The organism is Gelidibacter pelagius (assembly GCF_017581925.1).
Lineage (GTDB): Bacteria > Bacteroidota > Bacteroidia > Flavobacteriales > Flavobacteriaceae > Gelidibacter > Gelidibacter pelagius.
On record NZ_JAGEVG010000005.1, the window covers coordinates 191549 to 208257 of the forward strand.

The following is a 16709-nucleotide window of genomic DNA, read 5'->3' on the forward strand; positions in this document are numbered from 1 at the left end:
AAGAAATGCACAATCCCACCCGCCCCTACCACCGCACCGAAATAGACCTCCTATTCACCAAGGTAAAAGCACAAATGCACCAACAAGCCTTGACTAGAGGCGGCGACGGCATAGCCCATTATACCGATTGTTACACGGGACAAACTTTACGTGGTGGTGATCAATATGACTATGAGCATATCCGTTCGTCAGAAGCCGTATTTATGATGTATCGCGACCGATTAACAAATCATGAAATTGCGGAAGTGGTCAACTGTCCTGAAAATGTTTCGGTAACCTTGCGCACCATTAACCAATCCAAAGGAAAAATGTTAATGGAAGATTGGCTGGCCAATCCTATGAACATTTCAAATCATGGGATAAATATGGAGATAACCAAAAGGACTTTGGCAAATGCGGATAACGGAATCTATAAAAAGGTTGAAGAAATAATATCAAGGAAACTGTGAACAAAATTGCACTTCATGGAGGAAAATTAAAGAAAAAACAAAACCCCAAAGCCACAAACTTCGGGGTTTAAAAACTTAAGCTTTAACTTTTGCAATTGCACAACCAATGCAAGCCACACCTGCACCAATAGCAATGGGGATTGCAAAAGCAATTCCTGCAGAAGTAGCAATGAGAGCGCCAACTCCGGCACCGGCAGCACCAATGGCAGCCACTATAGTGGTTTCTGTGGTTTTTTCATCTTTCATAATTGTAAGGTTTTATAGTTTGCCTACTCGATTCTTTGAATTGGTCTTTGGGCGGATACCAATACGAAATCAAACATTCATAGAACGCAAAAACCCAGTCACAGCCAAAGTCAACCCCACCGCAATAAGCGTTACTGTGGTTTTATCCTGGCCAGAGATTTCAGCGATATCTTTTGAGGTGTTCACGCTGCTTTGTAACAAGCTGCTCAATAGATCCAATTGTGATTTTTCTAAATTCATAATACTTTGATTTAAATGATTTCAACAAATCTAATCGGTAGTTTTCCCAGATAGTGGGAAGTTAAAAAATGTAATAATTTATGAGTAAAGACATCAGACGGTATTTGGTTATTTTGGAACTTTTAGAAAATGAAGATTTAGTCACCACCAAGCAAATTGAGTTGGAACAAAGGAAGCAAGGCTTGGGTTTTTCGACTTCAACCTTAAGTAGAGATTATATCTTTTTGGTTGACATTGGGTTTAAGATTCATCTTGATAATTCAAAAGGCTATTCGTTAGAGATAGAAAACACCGAAGAATTTGCATTTTTGACTAACCTATTTAAGCGTATTGCTCTTTCTAACTTGCTAAATAAAAGTATCACTTTAAAGAAAGAGACCCATAAGTACCTGGCATTGGACGACACCAGTTTGGTTAAAAATTTTCAATATTTCGATATTATTTTGGAGGCCATTAAAAATCGGAAGGAAATCAGTTTTCAGCATCACAGCTTTTATCATACCGATAGAAAAGAGCCCAAAACCCATACTATAAAACCTCACTTGCTTAAAGAGTATCAAAACAGATGGTATGTTGTAGGTGAAGTCGAGGAGGGTTTTCGGGTGTTTGGTCTTGACAGAGTGGCCTATTTAAAGGTTTTAGACAACAAACCATTTAAAAATAAAACAGAAGAAGCGAATCAAAAATTATCGCATACCGTAGGTTTGAATTTTAGTGATCACGACCCCACAAAAATGGTTTTGCGCTTTGACTCCAGCCAAAAACCGTATTTAGAATCCCTTAAACTACACCGATCACAAAAGGAAGTTGTGGAAGATTCAAGTGATTTTTATACCATTCAACTTTTTGTTAGCTATAATTTCGAGCTTAAGCAACAACTCTTAAAATACGGAAGCTTGGTCGAGGTAGTAGAACCAGGTTTTGTCAGAGAGGATATCCAAAATGAAATTGAAAAAGCATTAAAGGTTTATAAAAAATAGCAATAATACTACTTTCCCATATACAGCATGCAGCTATTTTCAAAAGGTAAAATTAGGATGTAAAATAGTGTTTACTTCTGATATGCTTTTGATTTTATTACCGTTTTCTATTTTCAAAATAATATCGTCATCGATATTCCCCTTTCGGGTACAAAGCTTTGGCATCATTCAATATGTGAAGAAAACATTGCGTGTTTTAAGCTGAAACACGTCATTCTTTTTTCTTGAAAAGATACTCTCTTGGACCTTTAGAATATTATATTTGAAAAACTTCTTGATCAGACAGCAAAACATTAATTAAATTGCATAGATTAAGATTCGCATTGGTCACATTGCAGCCCCTTTTTAAAAAAACAGAATATGAAATTTATCGGTAGTCAATTAGCTTATTATATGAGCGACAAAGACTTTAAAAGAAACTCTAAGGTCTTACTTAAATATTTAGCCCTCTTAGCCATTGTCATCGTCATTTATTCTGTTCTTTTCCATTTTATAATGGCGTCTGAAGGCCAAGATCACTCCTGGGTTACAGGTTTTTATTGGACACTTACGGTCATGAGTACCCTTGGTTTTGGAGATATCACATTTGCCTCCGATCTCGGCCGCTTTTTCAGTATTGTCGTATTACTTTCTGGCATTTTCATGCTAATGATTGTCTTGCCGTTTGCCTTTATTAGACACTTTTACATCCCACTTTTAGAGTCAAAAAAGAAAAACAAGGTGCTTCGTCAGGTTCCTACCGGAACAAAAAATCACATCTTAATATGTTCTTATGATGTCATCGCCAGAGATCTTGTTGAACGATTGGAGCAAGAGAACACCCCTTACTATGTCATCGAAAACGATATCGAAAAAGCGATCAAACATCATGATGACAATGTTCCTGTATTGCTTGGGGAATTGGATGACCAAGACACTTTTATCCTCGCCAATATTAAGGATGCAAAACTGGTGCTGATCAATAGGGACGACTTTTTAAACACCAAAATCATACTCACCATTCGGGAAATTGCCCCGACCGTTCCCATTGTTGCCATAGCAACTCTTATTGAATCCGTAGATGTGCAGCAACTAAGCGGTGCGGACCACGTGTTGCCTGTGAAAAAATGGCTAGGCGAACAATTGGCCAATAGAGTAAATACACAACATGCAGAGTCTCATGCCATAGGCCAATACGAAGATCTATTAATCGCAGAATTACCAGTCTACAACACCCCTTTGGTGTCAAAACTTATACGAGAGACGGATTTAAGACAAAAATTTGGGGTCAGTATTGTGGGTATTTGGGAGCGCGGCAGATTGCAACCTATAACTGGTAATGAAAAGCTAACCCAGGAAAGCATTCTGGTCATCATAGGACATAAAGAACAACTCAAAAATATTGATGAGCTCTTCCATGATTACACTGTAAACCCACATCCTGTATTGTTAATCGGAGCTGGCCGAGTAGGATTGGCAGCTGCAAAATCTTTACATAAAAATGGTGTCTTAGTAAATGTTGTGGACATGGATCCCGAGGTCTGCAAAAAAGTAAGTCCTTTTTGCAATAAAGTATATGCGGGCGATGCCTCCGATTACCAATTACTAAAAAAAGCAGGAATTCTTGAAGCTCCTTCAGTATTATTGTCAACCCATGACGACACCATGAATATTTATCTCGCTTCCTATTGTCGTCAGTTGAACAAAGATGTTAGGATAGTGAGCCGTATCTCTGAAGCCCGAAATGTTGATATTATTCAAAAAGCTGGTGCAAATTTCGTATTGAGCTACTCCACACTAGGTTCTGAAGCTGTTTTATCGATTTCTAAAGACCAGGAACTAACTGTTCTTGGGGAAGGTTTTACTTTGTTTATCATTCCAATACCAAAATCATTAGAGGGCAAATCACTCGCAGAATCTGATATTGGCGCTAAAACGGGATTATCTGTCATTGCCATAAAGGAAAATTCTGAAGTCATGACCTTGCTATCGGCAAAGACCATACTTCCTCATGGTGCCGAAATAGTCATGCTTGGAAATATCGAAATGAAACATAAATTCAATAAGATCTACGTAAAGGACAATTAATCATCGATTTTTAATTGCCTAATTGCTTGTATAGGCATTGTGCAAACGCCCCTTATTATCACGTGTGAAATTTATCATCTCTCTATTTTGCAGGATTGCAGATAATCTAATTCGAAAACATGTGATACGACTGTTCTTTTCGAATCATATCTTCATTATAATTGTGATGCGCAATTTGTTGTTAAATCGCTATAATCGTAAATGTTTGGCAAAGGATGGTCTATATCCACGAACCATTTCCCTTGTACATACCTTTGGAAAGTCGACCAATAACCTCTAACTTTAGTCAAACTACAAATATCAAAAACACAAAAAATGACCAGATTACTCCCTTTAATTTTAGTATTAGTATTCTCTTGCGAAGAAAAAAAGTCCAGTACGAGTTCCTATGTAGCCTTCACAGGGGCTGTGATCATTGATGGTAGCGGCAAGACACCGATCCAAAACGGCACCTTACTGCTCAAAGACGGGAGGGTGATGGCCGTGGGAAACCATAACGATATCGATATTCCCGAAAACACCCAGATCCAAGATGTTTCGGGTAAAACCATAATTCCGGGGATCATCAATGCCCACGGACACGTTGGTGACGTCAAAGGAATCGAAGGAGGCCACTTCTCTAAGGAAAACACTATTGATAACCTATCCATCTATGCAAGATATGGTGTAACGACGGTGGTCAGTTTGGGCGGCGAACGTTCAGAAGCAGAACCACTGAGGGCCGTAAATGATACCACAGCTGGTCAAAGGGCACGGTTGTTTATAGCTGGAGAAGTCATTGAGGGCGAAACACCAGCCGAAGCATTGGCGGTAGTTGAAAGAAACCACAAAATGGGCGTTGATTTTATGAAAATCCGGGTAGATGATAATTTGGGCACTATCCAAAAGATGCCCGAAGACGTATATCAGGCAATCATCGATCGTTCGCATGAACTGGGATATAAAATATCGACCCACATGTACTATCTCGAAGATGCAAGGAAACTTTTGGAGGCAGGATCCGATATGCTGGCGCATAGCGTAAGGGACGAGCCAGTTGATAATGAATTTATTGCCCTCTTAAAGGAGAAAAATATAAGTTACTGCCCTACTCTAACGCGTGAATTATCAACATTTGTTTACGGCGAAGAAGGTGATTTCTTCAATGATCCTTTTTTTAGCAGGGAATATGACAGTGCTACCGTACAGCCCTTAAGAGATCCCGATTATAAACTAAAAGTAAGGAACAATCTTAGCGCACAGACCTACAAAAAACAGTTGCCAGTTGCAATGGCAAACCTAAAAACCTTGGCGGATGCTGGGATTCCCATAATTTTTGGAACCGATAGCGGTATTCCGACCAGGTTTATGGGGTATTTTGAACACTTGGAGATGGAGCTTATGGCAGATTCTGGCCTCACCCCGATGCAAATCATTGTATCGGCCACCAAGATTCCAGCAGAATACTTAAATTTAAAAGATTTAGGAACCTTGAGCCGTGGACATTGGGCAGATTTTATAATCCTTGATGCAGATCCATTAGTAGACATTAAAAATGTAAGGAACATACATAAAGTATATATCGGTGGAGAGGAAATTGATCGATAATCACGAGGCGATAGATGTCTTTTGGGAAATCTTTAATCACAGATTGTAAACGTAGTTAAAAAATGACCTTTTAAGTTTTGACACTGTCACATTCTTACTATATGGAACGTTTCCAGAGCTAGGTTTTGGAGAAGTCTCTGTCCAGAATATCGAAAAAAAGATCATTTTTATTTAATCAATCACACGTTCCACGGCGTCAATAAAAGCTTGTCTACCTTGAGTGAGCTCATTAGAACCCGCTTTAGACCAGGCTGCAATTTGGGCGATCACAAGATTCTTATGGGGGTTGATATAAACCATCTGGCCAAAAATTCCGAACGCACCATAGCTCCCATCTTTGAAACGCCACCATAAATAGCCATAACCATCACCCTCATCATTAACTTGTTTTAATAAGGAAGTGGAATCTTTCATATATTCCTCTGAAATTATATTTTCATTTCCAATCTTTCCATTATGCAACATAAGCGTTCCCAAGCGTGCGAAATCCCTTAAACTCGCCGAAAGTCCACTTCCGCCTAAATTTAAATTGCTGCATTCATCGGCAAGCCAATATGCACAATGCTCCATTTGGTTGGGTTTCCAGATTTTTTCAGAGAGAAATTCCGATAAGCTCAAACCGGTAGCTTTTTGAACCAAAATCCCCACTAAATCTGTTTCACCAGTACTATAGTTCCAATGCGTTCCAGGCTGATGTTTAAATTTTAATGGTTTCATATAGGTCAAAATATGAGACTCGACACCTTGACAATGTGCGTTATACATTTGTCCAACATCAGAATTTGGATCTTCATAATCCTCGTTCCAATCAATTCCCGAAGTCATCGTCAACAGTTGGCGCACAGTCACTTTTCCGTAGTCAAAACCTTTAAACTCAGTGATATATTTACTTAAAGGATCCTCCATACTTTCAATAGCCCCATCCTTTAAGGCGACACCAACCAACATCGACGAAACTGATTTTGCCACCGAGAACGAAGTCCATAGCGTCTCTTGATTAATCCCATCAGCATATTTTTCCATTATGATCTGATTGTCCTTTATTACGATAACCCCCTTTACATGATTGTCGTTCATATAGGAAGCCAATGTCGTTTCGTCTTCCCATTTTGGAGTTATGTTTTTAGACGCTTTCAAGGAAGAGCTGTGATTGCCGGTAGGAATTGGAATGCTCGGAAAAATATCGTGCATCATCGGAAAGCGGCGTTCCTTTTCCTCTTGTGACCAAAAGAGCAAACTTTCAAGTTTTTGTCCCATTGTTTCACCAGGGATATCAGCAATTTCAGTATTGGCCTCTTTTACATCAGGACTATAACAATCTTGCGCGGTTAGAGTTAGTGAACTTAACACTAACAAAAGCAGGAAAAACTCTTTTCTATTGAACATGTTTTTAGATTTGATAAAGTAAAACAAAGATGAATATTTTTATTTGTAATCGTTTTGGAGGTATGCTATTCATTCCAGAAACAATACGTATTATTTTGATGTTGACTAAGGATTTTAGTATTTGATGTCCAAATATACAAGTAAAGATAAGAACCATTCTTTCTAGTTAAAATTATAAATTGGCTGCTTCCTAAATATTTGTTGGGAAGCAATAAAAAACTCCTTAATATTTCATCATCATAATTTATATTGTAGTCATTGAAGTTCCTTATGCCACTCAACTGGAACAGGACTGTAAATGTCGAAATCTCACAGGTTAAGATTGTTAATGTCTCATATTTTCATTTTTCCCGTAAAAATTTATTTTTTACAATGCAGCGTTAAAAATAAATCAAAAATCATCGCTAAAACAAGAAATTTCAGTATTTTCATCTATAGGAATTGCAAGCAGAATGGATATTAGCATGTTATTTTTCAATACTTAAATTTAAAAATATTCTGCTTTTTTCATCCATAAAACTTACTCTTCTTTCGTTGAACTCAGGTTTTAAAATTCAGCGTATTTATAACGATAACTATCTCTATGACCACATCCTATCAAAAAGCCAATACCCCTGAAGAAATTCCACAACTTTTCACAAAATCTTGGAATCAATACAACGCATCATTCTTAGCTTCTTTATTCACTAAAGATGCTGACTTTGTAAATGTCACAGGATTAAGGTTTCGAAATAAAGAGAGGATTTTCAAAGCGCATGACTATGGCTTAAAGGTTATTTTCAATCATTCATCAATGAAGTTAATTTCCACAGATGTCAAAATGCTCTCTGGTGATATAGCGATTGTGCATGCGAGAACCTCTATATCAGAACAAACAGACGATGTTACAGAAAAAACGCTCGCGCATCCACGCCATCAACAATTCACTTTTGTGGCTCAAAAAATCGATAAACATTGGTTGTGCTGTGCTGCACACAATACAGAAGTCATTGAAGGCATGGAAACTTTTAAAAGAAATGAAGACGGCAGCTATAGCACTGTCAATTATAAAAAATACGGTAAATAGGACGAATCAAAAAGTGTAATACCTCGTAAAATTTAATTCTAAGCAACTCATACGATATTGAAAAATAGACTCTGTTTTTACTTCCCGATGCAGTAGTTTAAAAGTCAGCGTTTATAGGGGTTTACAGAGGTTATGTGGTACATATGTAGCACAAGATAGGATTTTCATGAGAAACTAAAAGATAATAAAGACTTTTGAAATTAATCTTTTTTTATTATTTATTGCATCTTCACGCTCCATACAATCATTATAATTAAACCCAAGTTGTTGGCTTTTTCAGCATGTTCATTATTCATGAATAGGTGTTTATTGTGAACAAGCACATAATTCACAATTGAAGAACCATTTTTTTTAAAGATTATTTTATAAATTCGGTATATGTCATAGTTTAATAAATGCTTTCCCCTTTTCTGTTAAATAATATTTCTGATTGCCACTGGTTGGTTTATCTGGAATAGTCAAGGCAACCAATCCAGCCTCAATTGATGGTTGCAGATAATTATAAAGAAAAGTAGGTCTATGTTTTATACCTACAAGTTCCATTAATTCTAAGCGACTGTGTTTTTCATTATCCATTACCCTAATAAGAGTTAAAACTTGTTCGGTAACTTGTTCGGCGCCTTGTTCGGTAACTTGTTCGGTACTATGTGAAGCAGATGATTCTGATGCAGGTAAAACTATTCTCAAAAAGTTATCCGAAAACTGAAAAACATCTTTATCATAAACCTGAAGGATCCTAGGGATTCCAGACCCCAATTGCTCCACCAAATCCAAATCCTTAAATATGCGCATGAGTTCCTTGTTTCGAGGAATAGAAAAACCTTCAAAAAATTCATCTTTAGAAAGCCAGTCTGGCAAACCTCCATTAGATGTAATTTCTAAACGATTATCAAAAAGCTCAAACTTAGGCGCCAACTCTATTGTATAATCATTATGTACAAAAGCATTAACGACAGCTTCTCTGAGTGCAATTTCATTCCATGAACGTTTTTCTTGACGTTCCTTTTATAAAGTTTCAAGATATTCAGAAAACTTTATGATGGATTGAGAGTCCATAATTTCCTTAGTTACTTGTGGTAATACGTTTGTATTAATGACAGAGTATGGATAATCTTCATCATTTTGCTCCATAAGTATGTTATAAAGCTGATGATATGATGACTTAGATCCAGTATAAGGATCAATAACTAAGTAGTGATTATTCTTATCACTATCTAAATTATTCTCTTTGCTAAATAAATCCATACGATAATTGAGACTTTCTAATTCAGAAATATCCCTTCTAAAATTATCAATAGGTTTCTCAGAATTTAAATCAATGGATTTTACAGTGTAAACACTACCATTAACCCCTATCCCATCCAAAGTATAATCAAAAAACAAACCTGGAATTTGTTCCTTTTTCACTTTATAATTAATGTCAATAACGTTAAGTAATGGCTTGCGAAAAACGTCCTCTATAGTTCTTTTAAAAGTTCTATCAATTATTGCCTTTTTTGGTTCTCTAAGATTCAGCTCGATATATTTGCCAAAAAAGTTATGAAATTTAGAGGTGTCAAAAGCCATATTAATCACAGAGGGCTTATCAAATTGAAGAAAACCATTATTGTAAATCGAAAGTCTATTTAAGTATTCTAGGTTTACACTAATCTCTCTCGAAAACAGCGAAACCTCTTCTTTTAATTGAATATCTATAAAACTAGAAACTTTATCAATAGTATATTCAAGTAAACTTGAGCTAGAGCTATTGATTTTATTGACAAGATTAATTTTGTCTTTTGAGAATTTATAAAAAACCTTACCCTCAGATATTACAATCATACCAATAGCTAAGTTCTCCTTACTTAAAGGATTATTAACAAAACGTATTATACTGTAAAAGGATTTCATCTTTAAATATTCAAGTGTATTTTTGACGCTAATAAATTTCTTTCTTTATTACTTAATATTTCGATTATTTTGGCTTTTCCTTGTTTACTCAAGCCGAACGTATTTGGGATCTGATCAAACACAAAATCAATACCATTTAGCACATTTATAAAATCTGACAATAATTCATTATGAAAGTTAGCAATAAAATTGGTGCCCGCAAAATTAAGAATACTTTTTGACATTGGTGTTCTTAAAATTGATTTTGGCTGTGGATTGTTCATTAAGCTAATTCTCAAAGACTTATAGTTGCGTTGATATCCAAAGACGTAAGTGTGATCTATCGGCAAAAACTCAAATTTCCCACTGTCGGTTTGATTAATTAAAACATTAGGATTACTGCCACGTCTATCCATATTACCTATCCAATAATCAAAAACGCCAATTTTTAAAAAGTCCGTAGGATTAATATACTTATTATAGTCATACTTGTTTTTAAGCATTGTATTATATAGTTCTACTTCCGTTGTGGATGGTTGAGACAATGAACCAAAAAATAGAACATCATCAAATATTAGATTATTATACCGAGCGTCATAACTCTTTTCTTCTAGTTTGTAAGATTCAAATACTTCTTGAGGGATTTGTATTAGCGCTGGTTTTATGGTCTTTACTCCCATCAACTCTAACCCGTAAACACATAATATTTCATTAATTAAATCTTCAAAAGGCGGGTGTGTTTTGAACATTGTTTTGGCAAAATATAATTCCCCATCGTCACATAGCACCAAAAATGGGACACTATTCGTTTCAGTTTGTTCTATTATTTGTATCGCGGTGATATGGTTAATTGCCTCCAAATGATCTGTATTATGATTTCAACCTAAAAGTATTATATAAGTAGCCTTTCTGTTTTCGACAAAAAAATAAATTAGAATAACCATCCAATATATAAACTCTTAACGCTATCCTTAAATATTTATAAAATATTAAAAGTTTTTTTTCTTCGAGGCAACCTTCGATCTATGAGTTCTCTGTATACGTTTCTCGTGGTATTGCATTAGGTCATGAAATCTGCTCCAAAACCTCCTTCCTTGACGCTTTATAATATCTGACTGATTTATTGATCTCATGGAGTCATTAGCCTTATAAATATAGCTTAAATAGTTTCCCCAGTCATATTTTTTGGTAGCCACATATTTTTTCGGATCTAATTTAGAAGGGTGATAAATGAGTCTTCGCTTGGCCCCTCTATGAGTAAACCTCTTATAAAGCCTAGATTTGAATAAATCTTTACTTGGGTTTTTACCATAAATTGCGAGAGATGAAGACTTTTTAAACGATCGTTTCATTGATCTATAAAATTTGGAAAAACCCGAATCCTTTATGAGTACTCGTTGCCCATCATATGAAAAACCTAAATACTCAAGGCATTTATTATAATTGTGTTCTTTAGAACTTTCATCTATTTCAAAGCCTTTAAAAACGCCACCCATTTCTTCAAACCTATAAACTTTAGTTTTCGATGGATGTATTTCTAATTTTGCTAAATTTTTTACTCTATCACGAATAAACAATAATATATCATCTTCATGTTTTTGATCACATATTATTATTAAATCATCACTATATCTCTGATAATAGCCTCCTACTCCTTCTACCTTATCATATACTTGTTGATCAAAATCTAGCATATAAATATTTGCTAAAGTTGCACTAATTGGACTTCCCTGCGGAATGCCAATTTTATTATGAGCGGAAATAATTAAATTCAAATTATTTGCTAAAAACTCATCTTTTGTACAATAAGCAACGACATTTTTTTCTTTAAAATAGCGGTTAGATTTTATTTCAATTCTTTTGAGCTCTTTTTGTTTAGAAGAGTTTGGAATCCCTTTTTCAACAAGCATAGTTTTTTTATAACTATTATACAAATGATCCCCTTCAACATAACGTAAATTAGTTAATGCTTTAAACACGCTGTAATGATCTTCGGGGAGAGTATTTGTGTTTAAAACCGTGCACCATTGCTTTTTTAAAATCTTATGATCTAAATTATCAAAAAAAGCAGTGACATCTGCAACGATGGCAGTAAGTTTTTTATTTTCGTTTTTCTTAATGAACTCAAAAGTACTTTTGGCGAAATCGATATTACATTTATTTTTATCTGAACCGACAACTATAGGTATTTTACGATAGGCTACTATTGACTCATTGAAATTCTTAGTCTCAATAAACTTTTTATATGCGTCACTAATCAAATAATTATAATAAGAAAATATTATTGAATCCAAATGTGAGGCATAATAAATATGCCTTACTTTAGGTTTGTCAATGAAACGAATACGCTCTCCCTTTTTGTTTCTTTTAAGATTGACGGTGTCCGCTCTATACTTTCGTTGAATGATGCATTTATGAATTAACGGTAAAAAACTATGTTCTTTAATACATTTTTCATTTTCCACATAGGTTTTAATCCATTTATAATCCTTCACTGATAAAGGCTCATCAATGTGCGGATAACGTTTTAGTTTAAACCAATCTTCTGTTTTCATAATATAAAAATAGGGCCAGATACTAATAGTAGCAGGTTTGGAATGTACATGCCTTTCGAAGCTTTCACTCTAAAGAGCTATTGCGACGCTACTCTTTTCAGGTATAGAAATTGTTATCTTTGTAATAACCCTCTTAAACATCATTAAAATGCATAGAAAATTAAACAGCAAATGCAACTTCAGGAATCAAACAGTTCTCACACTGTTCTCAACTATATCCTCATTTATCACTTTTGAAGGTGTGTATTTGGATATTGGTATTCTCCTTCCAATCTAACGTATGTCTTAGAAAGTTTAATTGAGTAAAACGTAACATTCCGACCCTCCGGCCCATTTTATTATTTATTTAATATTTTTTTTACAACTCACCCTTAAAAGCCTGATCCAACAAACTGCTCTTTAAAGATTTTAAATGAGTGAGCTTTTGGGTTTCGAGACTTATCATATCTTCAAAATGATTAAACAGTTTATCAAATTTGGTTATCATTTTTTCTTGATGTTTTAAATCCACTTTAGGAACTTCGGCTATGTCTTTAAAAAACCTTGCAGATGCTCTTGGCATTCTTGCTCCTGAAACATTAGCATTGACAACATTTAAAAATGTATTACTTCTCAAATAATAAGCTAAATATCTTGGGAGTAATTTATCTTGATTAGTTTTGAAAGGCAATATTTCTGTTGTAGCCACTCCATCGAAATTTGAAACCCAAACTTTATTCAAATAAGGTCTTAACTTACCATATAAAACATTCTCGTTTTCAAAATATACTTTTGAGCTTTTTATAGTTTCACCTATGGTTTCAGAATAATCAACAAGCTTTCCAGTATTTGATTCAATATTTTCTAACCCTACATATTTATATGTTTCATCATCTTTAGGGATTAATGTTTTATTCTGAATGAAAACAGAATTCAAAAATGGTTCAAATTCGGTTTCTTCCAACCTCCCAAACTCCTCATCCAACACACTCCCCATCAAAGCTTGGGTATGCGCTATATTTTCTTCCAACAAATCAATCGCTTGTTCTATACCCACAAACAAAGCATCTAATTTTACAACGATGCGTTGTTGCTCGGGTAATGGTGGGAGAACAAGTTTTCTATTTTCAATGGCACTTTTTGTTAAATGAAACATTCCCACCCCGCGAGAATGTTCTTTTTGCATCATATCCTTATCCCAATCTAAAAATCGGAAAGCATAATCTTTATTGAGCTTTTTCTCATCACATATCATTTTCCAAATATGATAATGGTAGATTACTTTTTTTCCATTCCAAATTCTAGGACCAAAAGAGGCAGACCATGCATAAATTAAATCTCCATTATCACAATACTTATTTTCATTTAACTCTAAATCTGAATGGTACCAATTATTATTTGTGAATAGATTACCTACTCTTAAAACTGGATATTTTCCTTTATCAAGTAGTTCTGCTTTTTTATAGGCACGACCATTAATAACTTCAATTACATCCTTTAGCTTAACTTCCTTCCACTTACCCATAAATCAAGCTTTCAATTTGATTCATTAAATTTGCTATCTCTGCATCATTTTCCTTTATAGCAGTCAACAATTCTTTTGGACTTAAATGAACCACTTCCACTACTTTGTGAGGGTTTTTGGCGCTTAGGTCGTAGTCTTTGATGTCTGCAATGTTTACCGTCCAGTCATTGCACATTTTGTCTTCTGTTTTGACAGATTGCTTCGTCGTTCCTCCTCGCAATGACGCTTCTATTTTAGCATTGGTTGCATTGCGTTCTTTGGGATGATGGAATAAATGCACAAATTCTTTAAAATGTTCATAAAGAATCGGTTTGTTTTTGGTCAGTTTATACGGCGGTGTGACATCATAATACCAAATATCATTGGTGGCGCCTTTTCTGTCAAAATACAGAACATTGGTTTTCACGGCACTGTAGGGCAAGAAAACACCAGCTGGTAAACTTACAATCGTGTGTACATTATAGCTTTCCAATAAGGTTTGTTTCACTTTGGTAAAGGCATTGTTGGTTTGAAACAAAACTCCTTCAGGAACAATAATTGACGCGCGTCCTTCCAACTTCAACATTTTCATAAAATGCTGTAAAAACAGGATCTCGGTCGCATTACTTTCTACCGGAAAGTTCTGTTGGATCTGCTTCTTTTCCTTTCCCCCAAACGGTGGATTTGCCAAGATCACATTATGTCGGTCTTTCTCTTGAAAATCACGAATGTTCTGCGTTAATGTATTTCCTTTGAATACGTTTGGACTTTCTATACCATGCAGTATCATATTCATCATACCCATCACATAGCCCAAGGATGTTTTTTCTTGACCAAAGAAGGTTTTGTTCTGAATCGTATCCCAATCGGAAGCGGACAATTTCTGTTTCTTTCCGTCTTGCGTTAAATAATCAAAGGCTTCCACCAAGAATCCACCTGAACCAACCGCACCATCATAAATGGTATCGCCTACTTTGATGTCGGTGGTTTCTACCATGGCTTTGATAATGGCTCGTGGTGTATAAAATTCTCCTGAATTTCCACCATCACTTCCCATACCTTTCAGTAAGTCTTCATAGACTTTCGACAATTCAAATAACTCATCACTACTCTGGAAATCTAAAGCATCAATGATATCTAAAACCTCTCGCAAGGTATGACCACTGGCTATTCTGTTATCTAAATATTCAAAAATAGCACCAATCTTATAGGTTAAGGATTTCGGGTCGTTGGTGGTGGTTTTAAATGCTTTCAAATACGGAAACAAGGTATCGTTGACAAAATCTATCAAATCATCACCCGTCAACGCTTGTTTGACATCCAGTTTTCCCTCTTCATCTTTAGGACACGCCCAATGTGGCCATCGTAAATCTTCACGCAAAACGTAATTATAGATTTTACCTTCTAAATAGGCTTCATCTGCTTTGTTGTTTTCGTAATCGTTTAGAAATTTAAGGAATAGAATCCAAGAAATCTGCTCTGTATAATGCATAGCCCCTGAAATCCCGTCATCACGACGCAGGATATCGGTAATTCTATTGATGTTGTTTTGTATGCTCATAACTGCGTAATGCTTTGTAAGGTTTCTTTTATAATTGCAGCGCGTTCATGCGCTGTCATTTGATTAATATGACATTCTATTATTTCTTGGCTATTAGGATGCTCAAGAATAAAGAGGCTCATTAATTTTAATACATTTTTCACTTCGGAAGACGTGGTACTGACTTCCTCTATCAATTCTAAATTAGTGTCTAATACATAAATGATATCTTCAAAATCGTGACTCCATCTTGGATCAGTACCTCTACTTTTAAATGCTTCCCATTTTGTGGCAAGGAACAGTGATACAGGAAGCACAGAAATTTCCACATCATCAATACGCGTTTGGAAAGCTTTGGCAAAACCAGGCTTCAACCAAGGATTGGTAGGTCCAAGTGGCGTTGCTTCATACGGAATAAAATCAATAAGAATCCCCTGGTAGGTATAGCGGTATAAATGTGTTCCTTCGGGATCAGGATAAATATTTTTTTGCTGTAGCCGCTCTCTTAATGCTTCCATTTGTCCAAGACTCGATACTTGCACACATACATCAACATCCGTGGTTACTCTCGGTGGCTCTGCAGCTGCATCGGTAGCATAAATACTTATGATGGCACCGCCAATATACACGACTTCTGCGTTAAGATCACCCAAAGCATGCGCCACTTCGGCAACAACTTTTAAATTGATAAACGTATTATTCCGCATATTGAAGGCGTTCTTTTAATAGGGATATGGCTAAATGCTGTTCACGTACTTTACCAACTCTAATGGCGTCAACAAGCGCTAATACTTCATGTAATTTTTTATCGTTCAAAACAGCTTTCGGAATTGTTCTGTAAAGTGGCTGTATCGCCTGACCACGCATATTACCTCTTGCATAAGGCCATACATAATTTTGGTCGCTTATGATTTCCTGATCTAATGGTGGCGCAGAATGTGCAGTTGCAACACCTCTTACAATAGCACCTGGTTGCTGTGGAAAAACATATTTTATACCGTATTGTATAAATTCCAACAGACTAAGTACATTCACCTTTTTACGGTTGGCATCGATTAATCCAGAGTATTTTGAGCGTGACAAACATTCTGATATTTCAGATTGACTGATACCCAAGGCTTCAGACAGGTCATGTTGAAACCAATCTTGTTCTCCCAACGTACAAATTTTTAAAAGGATCAAGATGTCCTGAGGCTTTAATGTGTTATTATTTTTCATCATATTGCGTATTCCGATATGCA

The 16709-nt window shown here is 35.6% G+C and carries 16 protein-coding genes; 5 read left to right on the forward strand and 11 right to left on the reverse strand.

The window, feature by feature from the left end:
- Positions 1–5: 5 nt before the first annotated feature.
- Complete coding sequence (locus J4051_RS06070) at positions 6–449, forward strand: hypothetical protein (RefSeq protein ID WP_208232965.1); 444 nt, start codon at positions 6–8, stop codon at positions 447–449.
- Between the two features lie 75 nt (positions 450–524).
- Here J4051_RS06070 and J4051_RS06075 read toward each other — a convergent pair whose 3' ends face one another.
- On the reverse strand, positions 525–695 hold the full coding sequence (locus J4051_RS06075; RefSeq protein ID WP_208232966.1) for a hypothetical protein: 171 nt from the start codon (positions 693–695) through the stop codon (positions 525–527).
- A gap of 69 nt (positions 696–764) precedes the next feature.
- Positions 765–935: a hypothetical protein gene (locus J4051_RS06080; RefSeq protein ID WP_208232967.1), complete on the reverse strand. Its 171-nt coding sequence runs from the start codon at positions 933–935 to the stop codon at positions 765–767.
- An 80-nt stretch (positions 936–1015) separates the two neighbouring features.
- Here J4051_RS06080 and J4051_RS06085 point away from each other — a divergent pair, with 80 nt between their 5' ends.
- The 3 genes from J4051_RS06085 to J4051_RS06095 all read left to right on the forward strand — a co-directional run bounded on the left by J4051_RS06085 (position 1016) and on the right by J4051_RS06095 (position 5569).
- A complete protein-coding gene (locus J4051_RS06085) occupies positions 1016–1915 on the forward strand; it encodes a helix-turn-helix transcriptional regulator (RefSeq protein WP_208232968.1) in 900 nt (299 codons plus the stop codon).
- 360 nt (positions 1916–2275) lie between these two features.
- Positions 2276–3982: a potassium channel family protein gene (locus J4051_RS06090; protein WP_208232969.1), complete on the forward strand. Its 1707-nt coding sequence runs from the start codon at positions 2276–2278 to the stop codon at positions 3980–3982.
- 315 nt (positions 3983–4297) lie between these two features.
- On the forward strand, positions 4298–5569 hold the full coding sequence (locus J4051_RS06095; RefSeq protein ID WP_208232970.1) for an amidohydrolase family protein: 1272 nt from the start codon (positions 4298–4300) through the stop codon (positions 5567–5569).
- A 171-nt stretch (positions 5570–5740) separates the two neighbouring features.
- Here J4051_RS06095 and J4051_RS06100 read toward each other — a convergent pair whose 3' ends face one another.
- Complete coding sequence (locus J4051_RS06100) at positions 5741–6955, reverse strand: serine hydrolase domain-containing protein (protein WP_208232971.1); 1215 nt, start codon at positions 6953–6955, stop codon at positions 5741–5743.
- A gap of 583 nt (positions 6956–7538) precedes the next feature.
- On the opposite strand from J4051_RS06100, the gene J4051_RS06105 reads away from it, so the two are divergent.
- Positions 7539–8021, forward strand: coding sequence for an SgcJ/EcaC family oxidoreductase (locus tag J4051_RS06105; protein ID WP_208232972.1), 483 nt, complete (start codon positions 7539–7541; stop codon positions 8019–8021).
- A gap of 381 nt (positions 8022–8402) precedes the next feature.
- Here J4051_RS06105 and J4051_RS06110 read toward each other — a convergent pair whose 3' ends face one another.
- The 8 genes from J4051_RS06110 to J4051_RS06145 form a co-directional block, all read right to left on the reverse strand.
- Positions 8403–8936 carry a Fic family protein gene (locus J4051_RS06110; protein ID WP_236027267.1) on the reverse strand — a complete coding sequence of 178 codons (534 nt, stop codon included), beginning with the start codon at positions 8934–8936 and terminating at the stop codon, positions 8403–8405.
- Positions 8937–9026: 90 nt separating this feature from the next.
- Entirely contained in the window at positions 9027–9911 is an 885-nt protein-coding gene (locus J4051_RS06115; protein ID WP_208232973.1) for a hypothetical protein, read from the reverse strand.
- A gap of 2 nt (positions 9912–9913) precedes the next feature.
- A complete protein-coding gene (locus tag J4051_RS06120; protein ID WP_317192695.1) occupies positions 9914–10750 on the reverse strand; it encodes a HipA family kinase in 837 nt (278 codons plus the stop codon).
- 129 nt (positions 10751–10879) lie between these two features.
- Positions 10880–12445 carry a reverse transcriptase domain-containing protein gene (locus tag J4051_RS06125; RefSeq protein ID WP_208232975.1) on the reverse strand — a complete coding sequence of 522 codons (1566 nt, stop codon included), beginning with the start codon at positions 12443–12445 and terminating at the stop codon, positions 10880–10882.
- A gap of 358 nt (positions 12446–12803) precedes the next feature.
- Positions 12804–13949 carry a restriction endonuclease subunit S gene (locus J4051_RS06130; protein WP_208232976.1) on the reverse strand — a complete coding sequence of 382 codons (1146 nt, stop codon included), beginning with the start codon at positions 13947–13949 and terminating at the stop codon, positions 12804–12806.
- Positions 13942–15489 carry a class I SAM-dependent DNA methyltransferase gene (locus J4051_RS06135; protein WP_208232977.1) on the reverse strand — a complete coding sequence of 516 codons (1548 nt, stop codon included), beginning with the start codon at positions 15487–15489 and terminating at the stop codon, positions 13942–13944. The genes J4051_RS06130 and J4051_RS06135 overlap by 8 nt, the downstream gene beginning before the upstream one ends.
- Positions 15486–16175: a hypothetical protein gene (locus J4051_RS06140; RefSeq protein ID WP_208232978.1), complete on the reverse strand. Its 690-nt coding sequence runs from the start codon at positions 16173–16175 to the stop codon at positions 15486–15488. The genes J4051_RS06135 and J4051_RS06140 overlap by 4 nt, the downstream gene beginning before the upstream one ends.
- On the reverse strand, positions 16165–16689 hold the full coding sequence (locus tag J4051_RS06145; RefSeq protein WP_236027268.1) for a hypothetical protein: 525 nt from the start codon (positions 16687–16689) through the stop codon (positions 16165–16167). Before J4051_RS06145 ends, J4051_RS06140 begins: the two co-directional genes overlap by 11 nt.
- Positions 16690–16709 lie beyond the last annotated feature (20 nt).

What these genes read in the sequence shown, in the direction of transcription:
- J4051_RS06115 (WP_208232973.1), bottom strand. Translation starts at nt 9,911, where the DNA reads ATGAAATCCTTTTACAGTATAATACGTTTTGTTAATAATCCTTTAAGT.
- J4051_RS06070 (WP_208232965.1), top strand. Translation starts at nt 6, where the DNA reads ATGCACAATCCCACCCGCCCCTACCACCGCACCGAAATAGACCTCCTA.
- J4051_RS06105 (WP_208232972.1), top strand. Translation starts at nt 7,539, where the DNA reads ATGACCACATCCTATCAAAAAGCCAATACCCCTGAAGAAATTCCACAA.
- J4051_RS06075 (WP_208232966.1), bottom strand. Translation starts at nt 695, where the DNA reads ATGAAAGATGAAAAAACCACAGAAACCACTATAGTGGCTGCCATTGGT.
- J4051_RS06135 (WP_208232977.1), bottom strand. Translation starts at nt 15,489, where the DNA reads ATGAGCATACAAAACAACATCAATAGAATTACCGATATCCTGCGTCGT.
- J4051_RS06080 (WP_208232967.1), bottom strand. Translation starts at nt 935, where the DNA reads ATGAATTTAGAAAAATCACAATTGGATCTATTGAGCAGCTTGTTACAA.
- J4051_RS06090 (WP_208232969.1), top strand. Translation starts at nt 2,276, where the DNA reads ATGAAATTTATCGGTAGTCAATTAGCTTATTATATGAGCGACAAAGAC.
- J4051_RS06125 (WP_208232975.1), bottom strand. Translation starts at nt 12,445, where the DNA reads ATGAAAACAGAAGATTGGTTTAAACTAAAACGTTATCCGCACATTGAT.
- J4051_RS06100 (WP_208232971.1), bottom strand. Translation starts at nt 6,955, where the DNA reads ATGTTCAATAGAAAAGAGTTTTTCCTGCTTTTGTTAGTGTTAAGTTCA.
- J4051_RS06095 (WP_208232970.1), top strand. Translation starts at nt 4,298, where the DNA reads ATGACCAGATTACTCCCTTTAATTTTAGTATTAGTATTCTCTTGCGAA.
- J4051_RS06140 (WP_208232978.1), bottom strand. Translation starts at nt 16,175, where the DNA reads ATGCGGAATAATACGTTTATCAATTTAAAAGTTGTTGCCGAAGTGGCG.
- J4051_RS06085 (WP_208232968.1), top strand. Translation starts at nt 1,016, where the DNA reads ATGAGTAAAGACATCAGACGGTATTTGGTTATTTTGGAACTTTTAGAA.
- J4051_RS06145 (WP_236027268.1), bottom strand. Translation starts at nt 16,689, where the DNA reads ATGATGAAAAATAATAACACATTAAAGCCTCAGGACATCTTGATCCTT.
- J4051_RS06130 (WP_208232976.1), bottom strand. Translation starts at nt 13,949, where the DNA reads ATGGGTAAGTGGAAGGAAGTTAAGCTAAAGGATGTAATTGAAGTTATT.